At 73.3% G+C, this 16318-nt stretch carries 15 protein-coding genes and 1 pseudogene; 6 read left to right on the top strand and 10 right to left on the bottom strand.

Annotation, left to right across the window (positions count from 1 at the left end; genetic code table 11):
* Positions 1-52 precede the first annotated feature (52 nt).
* Both ACFVU7_RS01510 and ACFVU7_RS01505 read left to right on the top strand, forming a co-directional pair.
* The gene (locus tag ACFVU7_RS01510; protein WP_380737820.1) at positions 53-559 is read left to right on the top strand and encodes a GNAT family N-acetyltransferase; all 507 of its coding nucleotides are present in this window, start codon (positions 53-55) and stop codon (positions 557-559) included.
* A gap of 151 nt (positions 560-710) precedes the next feature.
* Positions 711-1850 (top strand): DUF2510 domain-containing protein, encoded by a 1140-nt coding sequence (locus tag ACFVU7_RS01505; RefSeq protein WP_388043690.1) that lies wholly within the window; start codon positions 711-713, stop codon positions 1848-1850.
* 41 nt (positions 1851-1891) lie between these two features.
* On the opposite strand, the gene ACFVU7_RS01500 is transcribed toward ACFVU7_RS01505, so the two are convergent.
* The 7 genes and pseudogenes from ACFVU7_RS01500 to cobU all read right to left on the bottom strand — a co-directional run.
* Positions 1892-2407 carry a DUF4240 domain-containing protein gene (locus tag ACFVU7_RS01500; protein WP_049658975.1) on the bottom strand — a complete coding sequence of 172 codons (516 nt, stop codon included), beginning with the start codon at positions 2405-2407 and terminating at the stop codon, positions 1892-1894.
* A 157-nt stretch (positions 2408-2564) separates the two neighbouring features.
* Positions 2565-4322, bottom strand: coding sequence for a 2-oxoglutarate dehydrogenase, E2 component, dihydrolipoamide succinyltransferase (gene sucB, locus ACFVU7_RS01495; RefSeq protein WP_388043688.1), 1758 nt, complete (start codon positions 4320-4322; stop codon positions 2565-2567).
* Between the two features lie 80 nt (positions 4323-4402).
* Positions 4403-5809 (bottom strand): dihydrolipoyl dehydrogenase, encoded by a 1407-nt coding sequence (gene lpdA / locus ACFVU7_RS01490; RefSeq protein ID WP_107086631.1) that lies wholly within the window; start codon positions 5807-5809, stop codon positions 4403-4405.
* Positions 5810-6220: 411 nt separating this feature from the next.
* On the bottom strand, positions 6221-7723 hold the full coding sequence (locus ACFVU7_RS01485; protein WP_380737814.1) for a leucyl aminopeptidase: 1503 nt from the start codon (positions 7721-7723) through the stop codon (positions 6221-6223).
* A 259-nt stretch (positions 7724-7982) separates the two neighbouring features.
* Positions 7983-8774, bottom strand: a complete 792-nt coding sequence (locus tag ACFVU7_RS01480; RefSeq protein WP_388043687.1) for an adenosylcobinamide-GDP ribazoletransferase — start codon at positions 8772-8774, stop codon at positions 7983-7985.
* A 134-nt stretch (positions 8775-8908) separates the two neighbouring features.
* Positions 8909-10033, bottom strand: a complete 1125-nt coding sequence (locus ACFVU7_RS01475) for a nicotinate-nucleotide--dimethylbenzimidazole phosphoribosyltransferase (RefSeq protein ID WP_049651854.1) — start codon at positions 10031-10033, stop codon at positions 8909-8911.
* A gap of 28 nt (positions 10034-10061) precedes the next feature.
* Positions 10062-10622 (bottom strand): annotated as a pseudogene (gene cobU, locus ACFVU7_RS01470) (bifunctional adenosylcobinamide kinase/adenosylcobinamide-phosphate guanylyltransferase); the annotation flags it as partial.
* Between the two features lie 123 nt (positions 10623-10745).
* On the opposite strand from cobU, the gene ACFVU7_RS01465 reads away from it, so the two are divergent.
* Positions 10746-10946, top strand: a complete 201-nt coding sequence (locus ACFVU7_RS01465) for a hypothetical protein (RefSeq protein WP_049651853.1) — start codon at positions 10746-10748, stop codon at positions 10944-10946.
* A 30-nt stretch (positions 10947-10976) separates the two neighbouring features.
* On the opposite strand, the gene ACFVU7_RS01460 is transcribed toward ACFVU7_RS01465, so the two are convergent.
* Together ACFVU7_RS01460 and ACFVU7_RS01455 are read right to left on the bottom strand one after the other, a co-directional pair.
* Positions 10977-11717, bottom strand: a complete 741-nt coding sequence (locus ACFVU7_RS01460; protein WP_181970803.1) for a class I SAM-dependent methyltransferase — start codon at positions 11715-11717, stop codon at positions 10977-10979.
* A gap of 179 nt (positions 11718-11896) precedes the next feature.
* Positions 11897-12496: a DUF3043 domain-containing protein gene (locus ACFVU7_RS01455; protein WP_241852715.1), complete on the bottom strand. Its 600-nt coding sequence runs from the start codon at positions 12494-12496 to the stop codon at positions 11897-11899.
* A 301-nt stretch (positions 12497-12797) separates the two neighbouring features.
* Here ACFVU7_RS01455 and ACFVU7_RS01450 point away from each other — a divergent pair, with 301 nt between their 5' ends.
* Together ACFVU7_RS01450 and ACFVU7_RS01445 are read left to right on the top strand one after the other, a co-directional pair.
* Positions 12798-13601 (top strand): PspA/IM30 family protein, encoded by an 804-nt coding sequence (locus ACFVU7_RS01450; protein WP_074000884.1) that lies wholly within the window; start codon positions 12798-12800, stop codon positions 13599-13601.
* A 37-nt stretch (positions 13602-13638) separates the two neighbouring features.
* On the top strand, positions 13639-13932 hold the full coding sequence (locus ACFVU7_RS01445) for a hypothetical protein (RefSeq protein WP_049651850.1): 294 nt from the start codon (positions 13639-13641) through the stop codon (positions 13930-13932).
* An 81-nt stretch (positions 13933-14013) separates the two neighbouring features.
* On the opposite strand, the gene nadA is transcribed toward ACFVU7_RS01445, so the two are convergent.
* On the bottom strand, positions 14014-15198 hold the full coding sequence (gene nadA, locus ACFVU7_RS01440) for a quinolinate synthase NadA (protein WP_375874022.1): 1185 nt from the start codon (positions 15196-15198) through the stop codon (positions 14014-14016).
* A 191-nt stretch (positions 15199-15389) separates the two neighbouring features.
* Here nadA and ACFVU7_RS01435 point away from each other — a divergent pair, with 191 nt between their 5' ends.
* On the top strand, positions 15390-16313 hold the full coding sequence (locus ACFVU7_RS01435) for an NADP-dependent oxidoreductase (protein ID WP_074000885.1): 924 nt from the start codon (positions 15390-15392) through the stop codon (positions 16311-16313).
* Positions 16314-16318 lie beyond the last annotated feature (5 nt).

The raw sequence follows: 16318 nt of genomic DNA, 5'->3' as shown, positions 1-16318 counted from the left end.
CGCTCCCGCGGTGTTCCCGACCGCCCGTCACCTTCGCATGCGTCCCGTTAGCATGACGCGCATGCCTGACGACGATCTGATCATCCGTACGGCGCGGAGCGAGGACGAGCGCGAACTCGCCGTCCTCAACCACGCCGCCTGGTCCGTCCTGTCCGACGTCTCCCCGCGACCGCCCGTCGAGGACCCGGTCTTCGACGAGCGGCACCCGGCCGAGCAGTACCTGCTGGCCGTGCTGGACGGCCGGATCGTCGGCTACATCCGTCAGGTCCCGGCCACCCCGCTGGCGAGCAACCGGCACGTCCGGCAGATCCAGGGCCTGGCCGTCGACGACACCGTCCGCGGCCGGGGCATCGGCCGCCGGCTGGTCGAGGCGGCCTGCGCCGCGGCCCGGGCCGAAGGCGCCCGCAAGCTGACCCTGCGGGTGCTCGGCTGGAACGCCCCGGCCCGTCGGCTCTACGAGAGCTGCGGCTTCGTCGTCGAGGGCTCGCTGGCCGAGGAGTTCCTCATCGACGGCCGGTACGTGGACGACGTCTGGATGGCCCGCCGCCTGGCCGACTGAGCACCGGACGGCACCCCGCCGAGCCCGCCCGGGCCCGCGCCGAAGATCCGAACAGGCTTGCCGCGAGCGGATGTTCGGCGTTCCGGGCCGGTGCCGAGTCGTGACGGTCCCGCGCTGTCTGGACCGCCGCCGCGCCGGGTACCGTACGCCCGTGAGCAACTCGACGCCTCCCGGGTGGTACCCGGTCCCGGGTGCGGACGGCACCCCCGGTCACGAGCGCTGGTGGGACGGCAACGCCTGGAGCAGCGAGGTCCGACCGCTCCAGGACGGCGTCGCGGGCGGGCTCGCCGACGCCCCCACCCAGACCCGGCCGCCGTCCGACCAGCGGCCCGGCTACGGCTACCCCGGCGGCCCGGCGGCGCCCTACGGCTACCCGGGCCAGGACGCCCACCAGGCCCCGGCCTACGGCTACCCGGGCCAGGACGCCCACCAGCTCCCGCCCCACGGCTACCCGGGCCAGGACGCCTACCAGGCCCAGGGCCAGGCCCAAGGCGGCTACCCGGCCCAGGGCGCCTACCCCGGCCAGGGCCCCGGCTACGGCTACCCGGGCCCGGGCTACCCGCCGCCCCCGGCGGCCAAGGCCAGGCCGCAGACCGGCCTGGTCATCGGCATCGCGGTCGCCGTGCTGGCCGTGGGCGGGATCGTCGCCGGCATCGCGTTCAGCGGCGGCGGCGACCGGAGGGCGGACCCGACCCCGGACCCCACGGTCACCGTGACCCAGAGCGGCAGCCCCACGTCGAGCCCCAGCCCCACCGTGCCCACGCCCACCCCCAAGCCCAAGCCCCTGCCGGTGGTCAAGAGCACCGTCCCCGACCCGCAGCACGCGATCACCGTGCCGGTCTTCGACGGCTGGGACGTGTCCACCAACCCGCCGCACTCGACGGTCTACCTCGGCACCGGCCGCTACAGCTGCCCGGACGGCAGCTCCTGCATCCGCGGCCAGTTCTCGGTCGAGAAGGACACCGTCCAGGGCACCACCCCCAAGGCGGCCGCCGACGCCCAGATCCCCGTCTACGCCGGGCAGATCTTCTCCGGGGTCAGCTCGCACACCGACGCGGGATCCGGGTACGTCAGGGTGGCCGGGGTGCTCGGCTACGCCACCCGCTGGCACATCCGCACCACGGACGGCACCCAGGGCTACGTCCTGCTGGCCGCCCTCCCGGCCAAGGGCGGCGGCTACGTGGTCATGGAGGGCGGCGTGGACGACAGCCCGGCCGCGCCGGACTTCTCGGCGCTGGACCAGATCCTCAACGGCATCCAGCAGGACAGCTCCTCCGGCAGCAGCACCTGACGAAACCGCGAGGGCCGGTCCGCCGGCCCGTCCGGTCCGCCCTAATCCCCGTACCGCTCCCAGAGCTTGGGGTAGCGCTTGGCCATCACGTCCGGGTCGTCGAAGTCCAGCGCCGGCCCGGACGGCTGCTCGGCCTGCCGCCCGCCCACCTCGGGCAGCGGCAGCCCGGTCAGCCGCTCGTACGCCTCGTCGGCGGCGTAGCCGAGGTCCTCGGCGTCGCCGTCCTCCTCCTCGTCGAACTCCGGCAACAGGTCCGCCAGGTCGTCCGGTTCGGCCAGTCCGCCCTCGAAGACCTCGCGGCCCTGGCCGATCAGCCAGAAGCGGAAGTAGTCGAAGGAGTCGTCCGAGGCGCCGTCGAGCAGCAGGTATGCCGCGCCCCACAGGTCGTTGCGGTAGGCGCGCCGGAACCGCGCCTGGAACAGCCGGGCGAAGTCGATCACGTCGTCCGGGGTCAGCTGGAGGAGCCGTTCCACCAGGAGGTCGGCCTGTTCGTCGGGGTCGCCGTCGGCGGCGTCCCGGGTGTCGTCGATGATCTGCCAGAAGTCCGTCTCGTCCATCACCGCTCAAGCATCCCCGTTCGGCCGCCTCCGCGCATGCCACGACTCGACACGGGCCCGTGCCCGGTGTGCCCGGGGGCCGGGAACGGCGGAACCCCGCGCCGTCCGGGGACGACGCGGGGTTCCGTACGCGGGGTGCCGCGGGGACCTGGTGGGGTCAGAGGCCGAGCTCGACCTCGAACTCGCCGGCCTCCAGGATCTCCTTGACCGCGACCAGGTAGCGGGCGGCGTCGGCGCCGTCCACCAGGCGGTGGTCGTAGGAGAGCGACAGGTAGGTCATGTCGCGGATGCCGATGGCGGTGCCGCCGTCGGCCTCGATGACGACCGGGCGCTTGACGGTGGCGCCGATGCCCAGGATGGCGACCTGGTTCGGCGGCACGATCACGGTGTCGAACAGCGCACCGCGCGAGCCGGTGTTGCTGATGGTGAAGGTGGCGCCGGACAGCTCGTCCGGGGTGATCTTGCTGTCGCGGACCTTGCTGGCCAGCTCGGCGGTCTTCTTCGAGATGCCGGCGATGTTGAGGTCGCCCGCGCCCTTGATGACCGGGGTCATCAGGCCCTTCTCGGAGTCCACCGCGATACCGATGTTCTCGGTGTCGAAGTAGGTGACCGTGCCCTCGGCGTCGTTGATCCGGGCGTTGACGACCGCGTGGACCTTCAGCGCCTGGGCGGCGGCCTTGACGAAGAACGGCATCGGGGAGAGCTTGACGCCCTCGCGGGCCAGGAAGCCCTCCTTCGCCTTGGCGCGCAGCGACATGATCTTGGTGACGTCCACCTCGACCACGCTGGTCAGCTGGGCCTGCTCGTGCAGCGCCTTCAGCATGTTGTCGCCGATGACCTTGCGCATGCGGGTCATCTTGACGGTCTGACCGCGCAGGGCGGACGGCGCGGCGGCGGCCTTCGGCGCGGCGGCCGGGGCGGCAGCGGCGACCGGGGCCGGAGCGGCCTTGGCGGCCTCCGCGGCGGCGATGACGTCCTGCTTGCGGATGCGGCCGCCGACGCCGGTGCCGGCGACGGAGGACAGCGCGACGCCGTGCTCGGCGGCGAGCTTGCGCACCAGCGGGGTGACGTAGGCGTCACCGCTGTCGGCCACCGGAGCGGCCGGGGCGACCGGAGCCGGAGCGGCGACGGGGGCCGGGGCGGCGACCGGCGCGGGAGCGGCAACCGGAGCCGGGGCGGCGACCGGAGCGGCCGGAGCGACGGGGGCCGGGGCAGCGACCGGAGCCGGGGCGGCAACGGGAGCCGGAGCGGCCGGAGCCGGAGCGGCAACCGGAGCCGGGGCGGCGACCGGGGCCGGGGCGGCGGCGACGGCACCGGCGGCACCGATCAGCGCGAGCTGGGCGCCGACCTCGGCGGTCTCGTCCTCGGCGACCAGGATCTTCACCACGGTGCCGGCGACCGGCGACGGGATCTCGGTGTCGACCTTGTCGGTCGACACCTCCAGCAGCGGCTCGTCGACCTCGACGGTGTCGCCCTCGGCCTTCAGCCAGCGGGTGACGGTGCCCTCGGTGACCGACTCGCCCAGGGCGGGCAGCAGCACCGGGGTGGCGTCGGCGGCCGGAGCGGCGGCCGGGGCCGGGGCGGCAACGGGGGCCGGAGCGGCGACCGGAGCCGGAGCGGCGACCGGGGCCGGCGCGGCCTCGACGGCCGGGGCCGCGGCGGCGACCGGGGCGCCCGAGCCGTCGTCGATGATCGCCAGCTCGGCGCCCACCTCGACGGTCTCGTCCTCGGCGACCTTGATCGAGGCCAGGATGCCGGAGGCCGGGGCCGGGATCTCGGTGTCGACCTTGTCGGTCGACACCTCCAGCAGCGGCTCGTCGACCTCGACACGCTCACCCTCGGCCTTCAGCCAGCGGGTGACGGTGCCCTCGGAAACGCTCTCGCCCAGCGCGGGCAGTGTTACTGAGACCGCCATGGTTTCAGCGACTCCTATCAAGTCTTGCGTACGGGAAGTACTTGCGTACGGGAAGTACCGGGAAAGGGGGTGGGGCGTGATCAGTCGTGCGCGTGCAGCGGCTTGCCGGCCAGCGCCAGGTGCGCCTCGCCCAGGGCCTCGGACTGGGTCGGGTGCGCGTGGATGAGCTGCGCGACCTCGGCCGGGAGCGCCTCCCAGTTGTAGATCAGCTGGGCTTCACCGACCTGCTCGCCCATGCGGGCGCCGACCATGTGGACGCCGACCACGGCGCCGTCCTTGACCTGGACGAGCTTGATCTCGCCGGCGGTCTTCAGGATCTTGCTCTTGCCGTTGCCGGCCAGGTTGTACTTCAGGGTGACGACCTTGTCCTTGCCGTACAGCTCGACGGCCTTGGCCTCGGAGATGCCGACGGAGGCCACCTCGGGGTTGGAGTAGGTCACCCGCGGAACACCGTCGTAGTCGATCGGCACCGGCTTGAGGCCGGCCAGGCGCTCGGCGACCAGGATGCCCTCGGCGAAGCCGACGTGGGCCAGCTGGAGGGTCGGGGCGAGGTCGCCGACGGCGGAGATGGTGGGCACGTTGGTGCGCATGTACTCGTCGACGAGGACGTAGCCGCGGTCCATCGCGACGCCGTTCTCCTCGTAGCCGAGGCCGGCCGAGACGGGGCCGCGGCCGATGGCGACGAGCAGCAGGTCGGCGTCGATCTGCTTGCCGTTCTCGGTGGAGACGCGGACACCGGTCTCGGTGTACTCCACGCCCGAGAAGCGGGCCTTCAGCTCGAACTTGATGCCGCGCTTGCGGAACGCGCGCTCCAGCAGCTTGGAGGAGTTCTCGTCCTCCAGCGGGACGAGGTGCGGCAGCGCCTCGACGATGGTGACCTCGACGCCGAAGGACTTCCAGACCGAGGCGAACTCGACGCCGATCACGCCGCCGCCGAGGATGACGACCGACTTCGGGATGCGGTCGAGCTTGAGGGCGTGGTCCGAGGAGATCACGCGGTTGCCGTCGATCTCCAGGCCCGGGATCGAGCGCGGCACGGAGCCGGTGGCCAGGACGATGTGGCGGCCTTCGATGCGCTGGCCGTTGACGTCCACCGAGGTCTGCGAGGAGAGCTTGCCCTCGCCCTGGATGAAGGTGACCTTGCGGGAGGCCACCAGGCCCTGGAGGCCCTTGTACAGGCCGGCGATCACGTCGTCCTTGTACTTGTGGACGCCGTTGATGTCGATGCCCTGGAAGGTGGCCAGGACGCCGAACTCGGCGGCCTCCTTCGTCTCGTCCGCGATCTCCGCGGCGTGCAGCAGCGCCTTGGTCGGGATGCAGCCGCGGTGCAGGCAGGTGCCGCCCAGCTCACCCTTCTCGACCAGGGCAACACTCAGGCCCAGCTGAGCGGCGCGGAGCGCCGCGGCGTAACCGCCGCTTCCGCCTCCGAGAATGACTACGTCGAAAACGGTGCTGGCGTCGTTCGCCACGTCACGTCCTCCATGCATGGGGTGGGTCGCCGGGCCGGTCGCGGTCCGGTGGGTCGGAAGCCTTTGTGGGGCGCCCAGTCGTGCCGGAAATACATCTTCGCACTTGTTCACGGTGGCTGATGTCCGGGTCCGCCCCAGGGGTGTCCCGCGGAGTGGTCACCGGGGCGGGAACGCCCCCGACGGAAGGGCATCATCGCAGCTCAGAGCGGTGTTGACAGCCGCCGGACGGGCGTCTTCCGCGCCACCCGCCACGGCTTCTTCCGCACTGTGGAACAAAGTTTCGCCCGCAGCGAACAGGCGTGCGTCGCGGCGCTCCGGCCTACTCGCGGGTAACCGGGCCGGAACGCCGACGGGGCCCGGCGCACACGCGCCGGGCCCCGTCGCAGCGGGTCCTGGACCGGGGGACGCCCCGGGTCAGGGGTGTCCGGGTCAGGCCTTGCCGTTCGCCCGCTGCTCGGCGAAGCGGACCAGGGTGCGCACCGCGCTCGCGGTGCCGCCCTTCGGGGTGTAGCCGTACGGCGCGCTCTCGTGGAACGCCGGACCGGCGATGTCCAGGTGCGCCCAGTCGGTGCCCTCGGCCACGAACTCCTTCAGGAACAGGCCGGCCACCAGGCCGCCGCCCATCCGCTCGCCCATGTTGGCCAGGTCGGCGATGGTCGACTCGGTCATGCCCTTGCGCAGGTCGGCCGGCAGCGGCATCGGCCAGGACTGCTCGCCCACCTCGCCGGCCAGGGCGTGCAGGCCGTCGCGCAGCTCGTCGTTGTTCGACATCACACCGAAGGTGCGGTTGCCCAGGGCCAGCACCATGGCGCCGGTCAGGGTGGCCACGTCGACGATGACGTCCGGGTTCTCCTCGCCGGCCCGCACGATCGCGTCGGCCAGCACCAGGCGGCCCTCGGCGTCGGTGTTCAGCACCTCGACGGTCTTGCCGCCGTACATCCGCAGCACGTCGCCGGGGCGGGTGGCGGAGCCGGACGGCATGTTCTCGGCCAGCGCCAGCCAGCCGGTCACGTTGACGGCCAGGCCCAGGCGCTTGGCGGCCACCACGGCGGCGAACACGGCGGCGGCGCCGGCCATGTCGCACTTCATGGTCTCGTTGTGGCCGGCCGGCTTCAGCGAGATGCCGCCCGAGTCGTAGGTGATGCCCTTGCCGACGAACGCCAGGGTGGCCTTGGCCTTCGGGTGGGTGTAGGCCACCTTCACCAGGCGGGGCGGGTTCGCCGAGCCGATGCCGACGCCGATCAGGCCGCCGAAGCCGCCCTTGGTCAGCGCCTTCTCGTCCAGCACCTCGACCTTGAGGCCGTGCTCCTTGCCGGCCGCCTGGGCGAGCGCGGCGAAGCTCTTCGGGTTCAGGTCGTTCGGCGCGGTGTTGACCAGGTCGCGGGCCCGGTTCATCTCCTCGCCGATCGCGGTGGCGCGCTCCACGGCGGCCTTGGCGTCCTTGCTGCCCTTGCGGGCGGCCAGCACGACCAGCTCGCCGACCGGCTCCTTGCCGTTGCCGTCGCCCTTGTAGGTGCCGAAGGCGTACGAGCCGAGCAGGCCGCCCAGCGCGACCGCCTCGATGTCCGCCGCGGACTCGGCCGGCAGGGCCAGCGCGGCCTTCTTGGCACCGGCCAGGGTGCGGGCGGCGACACCGGCGGCGCGGCGCAGCGTCTCCAGCGCGTAACCGTCCTCGGCGGCCTCGCCCAGGCCGACCGCGAGCACGAGCGCGGCCTTCAGGCCGGCGGGGGAGGGGACCTTGACGGCCTCGCCCTCGGCGCCGGTCGCGCCCAGGGTGCTGAGGACCTCGGTCAGCTTGCCCTCGAACGCCTCGTTCACGGCCTCGGCACCGGGGGCCAGCACGATGCCCTTCGGGCCCTTCGCGACACCGACCACCAGGGCGTCCGCGCGCAGCGAGGCGGCGGAGGAGGTGCTCACAGACAATGCAGTCACGTAATGCGTCCTGTTCTTTCGCGGTCCACGGCCGGCCACGGCGAGGCTGCCGCACCGGCGCAGCCCGCGCCGTCGCAGGCCGTCCGCCGGCGGGCCTCCGGGTCCGGGCCCCCTGGCTGCGCGCGTCCGCCGGGGTGGCCGCGTACACCAGAGGCCCCGGCTCCTCGGTACGCGCCGGGCGGGCAGGACCTGCCACGGTGCAGGGCTGCGGTGCTCCACGCATGGTAGTCCGCATGGTGGGATCACGCGCCGCCCGGTGTCAGCCGAGCAACGCCAGGGCGAACAGCGAGGCGGTCGCGGCGGTTTCGGCCATCGCACCGAGCACGTCCCCGGTGATCCCGCCGAACCTGCGCACGCACCGCCGGAGCAGCAGCCAGGAGCAGCCCGTGCCGACCGCAACGGCCAGCGGGAGGCGGAGAACTGACCATCCGTCGAGCAGTCCGGCCGCGGCCAGGGCGAGCGCGGCGGCGGCCGTCGCGGCGGCGGCCCCGGCGGGCGGCACGGTGCCCGCGACCATCGCCCCCAGCCCGCCCGGCCGGGCGGCCGGCACCGAGCGCAGACAGCCCCAGGCGAGCGCGCAGCGGGCGGCCGTCGCCGAGGCGAGCACCGCGAGCGCGCCGCGCAGCGGGGAGTGGCCGAACTGTCCGGCCAGCGCGGCCACCTGGGCGAGCAGGACGAGGACCAGGGTCAGGACGCCGAACGGACCGATGTCGGACTGCTTCATGATGCGCAGCGCGTCCTCGGCCGGCTTCCCGCTGCCCAGCCCGTCGGCGACGTCCGCCAGGCCGTCCAGGTGCAGACCCCGGGTCAGCCCGGCGAGCACCCCCACCGCGGCCACCGCGCCGAGCGGCCCGCCCGCCCGCCAGGCCACCAGGGCGCCGACCACGGCCGCCAGGGCGCCCAGCACCAGCCCGACCACCGGGGCCGTCACCATCGCCCGGGCCGCCGCGGCCCGGTCCCAGCGCTCCACCCGCACCCGCAGCACGGACAGCGTCCCGAACCCGAACCGCAGGCCCTCGGCCCAGCCGGCCCGGTCGCCGCGGTCCGTCATGTGCGTGTTCCTCTCGAAGGTCAGACAGCAGGACAGTCAGACAGCAGGACAGTCAGACAGCAGGACAGTAGGAGAGGGCGGGAAAGCAAGAACGCCCCGGCGAAGGGGCGTTCTCCGGACGGCCGGGGCCGCCGCTACAGCTTCCGCAGCAGGTCCGCCGCCGAGGGCAGCCTCGGCTGCTCCTTCGGCGCGCCCGGCGCCGCCGGCACGAAGGGCTTCGGCGCCTCGTCCGCGAGCACGTCCCCCGCGGCCTGGAGCAGCGGCAGCGCCAGCAGCGCGCCGACGCCCTCGCCCATGGTGATGCCCTGGTCCTGCAGCGGCGTCAGGGTCAGCCGGTCGTACGCCTTCGCCTGGGCAGGCTCGCCGCTGGACTGCCCGGCGCGCCACCACTCCGGCGCCCGGAAGGCGATCCGCTGCGCGACCAGCGCGCAGGCCGCCGAGACCACGCCGTCCAGCACCACCGGCAGCCGTCGGACGGCCGCCTGGAGCAGGAAGCCGGTGATCGCGGCGAAGTCGGCGCCGCCGGTGGCGCCGAGCAGGGCCAGCTGGTCGCCGAGCACCGGCCGGGCCCGCCGCAGCGAGTCCCGGATGGTGGCGCACTTGACCATCCACACCCGGTCGTCGATCCCGGAGCCGCGCCCGGTCACCGCCGCCGCGTCGGTCCCGCAGAGCGCGCCGACCAGCACGCCGGCGACCGTGGTGGCGCCGACCCCGAGGTCGCCGAGCAGCACCAGGTCGGTGCCGGCGTCGGCCTCCTCGTCGGCGACGGCCATGCCGGCCCGGAACGCCCGGACGGTCTCCTGGGCGGTGAGCGCGTCCTCGACGTCGATCCGCCCGGAGCCGCGCCGGATCCGGTGGGCGACCACCTCGTCCGGGAAGTCGGTCGGGTCGGCGTCCACGGCGACGTCGACGACCCGCACCTGGGCGCCGTAGCGCGCGGCCAGCCGGGACACCGGCGCGCTGCCGTCGAGCACGGCCCGCACCCGGGCCGCGGTGCCGCCCCGGGCGGGCATCCGGGAGACCCCGAGCGCCGCCACGCCGTGGTCGGCGGCGAACAGCAGCACCTTGGGGGCGGAGACGGGCAGCACCGGCGAGCGCCCCTGTACGGAGGCCAGCCAGCTGCCCAGCTCCTCGAGCCGGCCGAGCCCGCCGCGCGGCCGGTCGGCCGCCTGCCAGCGCTCCTCGGCGGCCCGCCGGGCGCTCTCGTCGGGGCGCTCGACGAGCGAGGAGAACGTATCGAGATCCACGGTCGTGTCCATCGTCCGGAAGGCTACACGGCGCGGGTGTTCAGCCAACGGCTGGCTTGACGGTCAGCACCTGACCGGCCACCACCAGCAGGACCCGCTCCGAGGCGTCCGCCACGGCCATGTTGAGCCGGCCCAGGGTGTCGCGGAAGCGGCGGCCCGCGGCGGTGGCCGGGACGACGCCCATGCCGACCTCGTTGCTCACCGCGACGGTGGTCCGTCCGGTGGCCGCCCAGGCCCGCGCCAGCGCCTCGCAGCGGCGCTGCACGGCGGCCTCGCCGCCGGCCGCCCAGACCTCGTCGTCCCAGGCGCCGCACTCGTCCATCACGGCGGTCAGCCACAGGGCGAGGCAGTCGACCAGCACCGGTGCCGGGTCGTCCGGGTCGGCCAGCACGGCCTCCAGGTCGCAGGTCTCGGCGGTGCGCCAGCTCGCCGGCCGGCGCTCCCGGTGCAGCGCGACCCGCTGGGCCCACTCGGCGTCGCCGTCGCGGGTGCCGCCGGTGGCCACGTACAGGACGTCCGGACGGTCGGCGAGCAGCTGCTCGGCGCGGGTGGACTTGCCGGAGCGGGCGCCGCCGAGCAGCAGGGTGCGGGGCAGCGGGGGACGGGTGGGCTCGGATCGGGTCGCCATGCCGTCCATCCTGCCGGAGCAGGCATACGGAAGATCGGGCCGGGCAGGCTATGGTGCGCAGCAACACAGGCAGCGTGGTCAGTGGGAGGAGCCGGCATGGTCTGGACGTGGCGGTACGAGAAGGCGGACGGCAGCGCGGTGACGCCGGGCGCCGGCCAGGAGGAGTTCGCCGGCCAGGGGGACGCCGAGACCTGGATCGGGGAGACCTGGAAGCAGCTCGCGGAGGACGGTGTGGACACCGCGGTGCTGCTGGAGGACGACCGGGTCGTCTACTCGATGAGCCTGGGCGAGGAGTAGCGCGGACGGGGTGGAGCGGCCGCGGCGCGGCTACTTCGCCCCGATCACGTGCAGGAGCGCGGCGACCTGCCGGTACGGGTCGGTGCGGCCGGCCCGGTCCTCGGCTTCCAGGAGCTGGGCCAGCTGCCGCCCGTCCACCGGCGGGGCCGCGTCGTCCGGGGCGCTGTCGGTGAAGACCCGCACGCCGTACCAGTGCCGCAGCGGGACGGACACCTCGGAGAGGGTGACGGTGAGGTCGGCGAGCCGGTCGGCCCGTGCGGCCAGTCCGAGCCGGTTGTAGTACCGGTCGCTCTCGAAGGCGTGCAGGGCGGCCCGCCAGTCCCCGGCGGCGGCCGGCCGCAGGGCGAGCGCGTCGCGGTTGCGGACCAGCAGCGAGAGCAGCCCCCCGGGCGCCAGCAGCCGGGCCAGCGAGGCGATCATCGGGTCCGGGTCGGGCAGGTACATCAGGACGCCGTGGCAGAGCACCACGTCGAAGCTGCGCGGGCCGAACCAGCGCCCGCACTGGTGGCCGTCGCCGCTGAGCAGCTGCATCCGGCCGCGGACCTCCGGCGGCTCCTCGGCGAGCGCCCCCTGGGCGACGCCGAGCGCGACCGGGTCCGAGTCGATCCCGGTGACGTAGTGGCCGGCCCGGGCCAGCCGCAGGGCCTGGGTGCCCTGGCCGCAGCCGATGTCGAGGACGCGCTGCCCGCTGCGGCCGGCCAGCTGTTCGGCGAGCTGGCGGGCGACGAGCTCCTGGCGGACGAAGTTGCGCAGCCCGCCGAGCCGGTCCAGCCAGGCGCCGGTGCCGCCCGCGAAGGAGCCGCTGCGCGAGGGCAGCCGGCGCTCCTGGGCGAGGCGGTCGTGGCCGCCGTCGCCCTGCCCCGGCAGCGCGCCGCCCTGCCCGGGGAGTGCGTAGAGGCCGGGCCCCTCCCAGGAGGGCGGGGCCCAGCCGGAGCCGACCGGTTCGGCGGTCAGGGCTTCTCCCCGCGCCGCACCTGCGGCTTGGGCAGGCGCAGCCGGCGCATCTGGAGGGTGCGCATGATGCCGTACGCGACGGCGCCGCGGGTGTTCTGGTCGGCGAAGCGCTCGGCCAGCTGCTTGCGCAGGCCGAAGCCGAGGCGGACGAAGTCCAGGATCACCAGCACGAAGAACAGCAGGAACAGCAGCGTGGAGAGCAGCTGGAGCGCCGGCACCTTGACGATGCTGAGCACCAGGATGACCACGGCGGCCGGCAGGAAGAACTCGGCCAGCGACCAGCGGGAGTCCACGTAGTCGCGGGCGAACTTGCGCACCGGGCCCTTGTCACGGGCCGGCAGGTGGCGCTCGTCGCCGTTCATCAGCGCCTGGCGCTGCTTCTCGCGCTCGGCGCGCATCCGCTCGCGCCCCTGGCGGGCGGCCTCCTTGCGGTCCTTGGGCACGGTCACCCGGGTACGCCGGTTGGCCTCGGCCTCACTGCGCTTGGGGGTGGGGCGGCCCTTCTTGGCCTGCGGATCGCGGGCCTGGGTCGTCTCGTCCTGCTTCTCCAGCACGGTGGCGGAGGCGGCGGCATCATCTGAACGGCGTCGGAACACACCACCAGCGTACGGGGTGCGACGCGGCTTCCACGGGCGCCCTCGGAACCGAACACATATCGATACCGCCAGGTCGCCGTCCGAAGCGGGTTTCCCGGGCCCTTCCCGTAGGGGATCAGTCGGATGGACGATGGGGGGGATGAGGGGCGGATCCACCCGGGGGAGGAGGAAACGCCACTGGTCGCTGTAGCAGTCTTGTTGCAGGCAGGTGCACTGCGGCGAAGGGCTCGCTGCACATACACTCGTCGTGTCTGGTAACGAGATAGAGACCGCAGGCCGGAGAAGGGGGCACCCGAGGCCCATGAGCGACGGAATCATGAAGCGTATGGGGCTGATCTTCCGCTCCAAGGCGAACAAGGCCTTGGATCGGGCGGAGGATCCGCGTGAGACGCTTGACTACTCCTACCAGAAGCAGCTTGAGCTGCTCCAGAAGGTACGGCGTGGTGTCGCGGATGTCGCGACCTCGCGCAAGCGGCTCGAACTCCAGCTGACGCAGCTCCAGCAGCAGTCGGCGAAGTACGAGGACCAGGGCCGCAAGGCGCTGTCGCTCGGCCGGGAGGACCTCGCCCGCGAGGCGCTGACCCGCAAGGCCAACATGCAGTCGCAGATCAACGACCTGGAGACGCAGTACCAGCAGCTCCAGGCCGAGGAGGAGAAGCTCACCCTCGCCTCCCAGCGACTTCAGGCCAAGGTGGACGCCTTCCGCACCAAGAAGGAGACCATCAAGGCGACGTACACCGCCGCCCAGGCGCAGACCCGCATCGCCGAGTCCTTCTCCGGGATCTCGGAGGAGATGGGCGACGTCGGCCTGGCGATCCAGCGTGCCGAGGACAAGACCGCCCAGATGCAGGCCCGGGCGGGCGCGATCGACGAGCTGCTGGCCTCCGGTGCGCTCGACGACGCGAGCGGTCTCGGCCGCAAGGACGACATCGAGGCCGAGCTGGAGCGGGTGGCCGGCGGTTCCGACGTCGAGCTGGAGCTGGCCCGGATGAAGGCCGAGCTCTCCGGTCCCTCCTCGGCCGGCCCCGCCGCGATCGAGCAGGGCAAGCAGGACGTCCAGCCGCAGCCGCAGCAGGACACCCCGCGCATCAACTACAACAAGTGATCTGAGCTCGACCCCACGAACCAGGGAGACGCACGGCATGATCATGAGGGTCATGGGTGAGGGGCAGTACGAGGTGGGCGACGACCACCTGAACCTGCTCAACGAGCTCGACGCCGAGCTCGTCACCGCAGTGGAGTCGGGGGACGAGGCGCTCTTCCGTGAGGCCTACGGCAAGCTCATCGAGGCGGTGAAGCAGTACGGCACCCCGGTGCCGCTGGATTCGCTGGAGCCGTCCGAGCTGATCCTGCCGAGCGCCGACGCGACGATCGACGAGGTCCGCGAGCTGCTGATGGCCGACGGCGAGGGCGTGATCCCGGGCTTCCCGGAGTAGGGCCGCGGCCGCTGCCAGACGAAAGGGCGGGCCCCCTCCACCACGGAGGGGGCCCGCCCTTCGGCTGTTGTCCGCGGACGGCTACGGCAGGGCCAGCATCCGGTCCAGCGCCGCCTTGGCGTACGTCTCGGTCTCCGGGTCGACGGTGATCACGTTCGGCACCCGGCCCTCGACCAGCGACTCCAGCGCCCAGACCAGGTGCGGCAGGTCGATCCGGTTCATGGTCGAGCAGAAGCAGACCGCCCGGTCCAGGAAGACGATCTCCTTGTCCGGGTGCGCCTTGGCCAGGCGGCGGACCAGGTTCAGCTCGGTGCCGATGGCCCACTTGGAGCCGGGCTCGGCGGCGTCCAGCGCCTTGATGATGTACTCGGTCGAGCCCACCATGTCGGCGGCCGCGACGACCTCGTGCTTGCACTCGGGGTGCACCAGGACGTTCACGCCGGGGATCCGCTCGCGGACGTCGTTCACCGAGTCCAGGCTGAACCGGCCGTGCACCGAGCAGTGGCCGCGCCAGAGGATCATCTTGGCGTCCCGCAGCTGCTCGGCGGTCAGGCCGCCGTTCGGCCGGTGCGGGTTGTAGACGACGCAGTCGTCCAGCGAGAAGCCCATGTCCCGTACGGCGGTGTTGCGGCCGAGGTGCTGGTCGGGCAGGAAGAGCACCTTCTGCCCCTGCTCGAAGGCCCACTCCAGGGCGCGCTTGGCGTTGGAGGAGGTGCAGATGAGGCCGCCGTGCCGGCCGGTGAAGGCCTTGATGTCGGCGGAGGAGTTCATGTACGAGACCGGGACGGTGGCGTCGGCTATGCCGGCGTCGGTCAGCACGTCCCAGCACTCGGCGACCTGCTCGGCGGTGGCCATGTCGGCCATCGAGCAGCCGGCCGCGAGGTCCGGCAGGACGACCTGCTGGCGGTCGCTGGTGAGGATGTCCGCGGACTCGGCCATGAAGTGCACGCCGCAGAAGACGATGTACTCGGCCTCGGGGCGGGCGGCCGCGTCGCGGGCGAGCTTGAAGGAGTCGCCGGTGACGTCGGCGAACTCGATCACCTCGTCGCGCTGGTAGTGGTGGCCGAGGATGAAGACGCGGTCGCCGAGCGCGGCCTTGGCCGCGCGGGCGCGCTCGACGAGGTGGGGGTCGGAGGCCGGGGGGAGGTCACCGGGGCATTCGACGCCGCGCTCGCTGTTCGGGTCGGCCTCGCGGCCGAGCAGCAGCAGAGCGAGCGGCGTCGGAGTGGGGTCGACGCCGTGGGTCTCGGTGATGGTGGTGGTCACGGGCGGGTGCCCTTCTGTGCGGCCGAGCTAGCGGTGGGGCCTTTTCGTCTAACTGACGCTATCTATTCTAACCGCTTAGCGTCAGAGTGACGATGGCCATCCTGTCGATGTGACGAGAACCGCTCGTCGAATCGGATGCTTCCGGGCGTGGCCGAATCGATACTTCGAAGCCGACGGGTATGGCTGAGCCCATGAAAGCAATCGCGATCAACCGCTACGGCGGCCCCGAGGTGGTCGAGTACACCGACCTGCCCGACCCCAAGGTCGGGCCCGACTCCGTACTGGTCGAGGTCCGGGCGGCCGGGGTGAACCCGGTGGACTGGAAGGTCCGGGACGGCGCCCTGGACGGCATCCTCGACGCGCACTTCCCGCTGGTCATGGGCTGGGACGTGGCCGGCGTGGTCCGCGCGGTCGGCGGCGGGATCACCGAGTTCGCCCCGGGCGACGAGGTGTACGGCTACGTCCGCAAGGACGCCGTCGAGCACGGCACCTACGCCGAACTGGTCTCCGCCCCGGTCCGCACCCTGGCCCGCAAACCGGCCGCGCTGGACTGGGCGCAGGCCGGCGGCCTGCCGCTGGCCGGGCTCACCGCCCTGCAGGGCCTGCGGGCGCTGCGCCTCGCCGAGGGGGAGACCGTCCTGGTGCACGCCGCCGCGGGCGGGGTCGGCCACCTGGCGGTGCAGGTGGCCCGGGCCCGCGGCGCCCGGGTGATCGGCACCGCGGCCGAGCGCAACCACGACTTCCTGCGCGGCCTCGGCGCCGAGCCGGTGGTGTACGGCGAGGGCCTGGCCGACCGGGTCCGCGCGCTCGCCCCCGACGGGGTGGACGCCGCCCTCGACCTGGTCGGCCACGGCGCCGTCCAGCTCTCGGCCGGCCTGGTGGCGGACCCGGGCCGGATCGCCTCGATCACCGACTACGGGGTCAAGGCGCTCGGCGGCCGGTACGTCTGGGTCCGCCCGGACGCCGACGACCTCGCCGAGCTGGCCGCGCTCGCCGACGACGGCCGGCTGACCGTCACCGTCGCCTCCACCTTCCCGCTGGCCCAGGCCGCCTCCGCCCAGGCGCTCAGCGCCGAGGGCCGCACCCGGGGGAAGATCGTGCTGCTCGTCCCGTGACGGCC

The sequence above is a fragment of the Kitasatospora sp. NPDC058046 genome (assembly GCF_042885595.1).
In the GTDB taxonomy this organism is placed as follows: domain Bacteria; phylum Actinomycetota; class Actinomycetes; order Streptomycetales; family Streptomycetaceae; genus Kitasatospora.
This window is presented reverse-complemented; position numbering and strand designations above follow the sequence as displayed.

Coding starts and splice junctions, on each gene's coding strand:
- ACFVU7_RS01510 (WP_380737820.1), top strand. CDS start 53: ATGACGCGCATGCCTGACGACGATCTGATCATCCGTACGGCGCGGAGC.
- ACFVU7_RS01500 (WP_049658975.1), bottom strand. CDS start 2,407: ATGGACGAGACGGACTTCTGGCAGATCATCGACGACACCCGGGACGCC.
- sucB (WP_388043688.1), bottom strand. CDS start 4,322: ATGGCGGTCTCAGTAACACTGCCCGCGCTGGGCGAGAGCGTTTCCGAG.
- lpdA (WP_107086631.1), bottom strand. CDS start 5,809: ATGCATGGAGGACGTGACGTGGCGAACGACGCCAGCACCGTTTTCGAC.
- ACFVU7_RS01480 (WP_388043687.1), bottom strand. CDS start 8,774: ATGACGGACCGCGGCGACCGGGCCGGCTGGGCCGAGGGCCTGCGGTTC.
- ACFVU7_RS01475 (WP_049651854.1), bottom strand. CDS start 10,033: ATGGACACGACCGTGGATCTCGATACGTTCTCCTCGCTCGTCGAGCGC.
- ACFVU7_RS01465 (WP_049651853.1), top strand. CDS start 10,746: ATGGTCTGGACGTGGCGGTACGAGAAGGCGGACGGCAGCGCGGTGACG.
- ACFVU7_RS01450 (WP_074000884.1), top strand. CDS start 12,798: ATGAGCGACGGAATCATGAAGCGTATGGGGCTGATCTTCCGCTCCAAG.
- ACFVU7_RS01445 (WP_049651850.1), top strand. CDS start 13,639: ATGATCATGAGGGTCATGGGTGAGGGGCAGTACGAGGTGGGCGACGAC.
- ACFVU7_RS01435 (WP_074000885.1), top strand. CDS start 15,390: ATGAAAGCAATCGCGATCAACCGCTACGGCGGCCCCGAGGTGGTCGAG.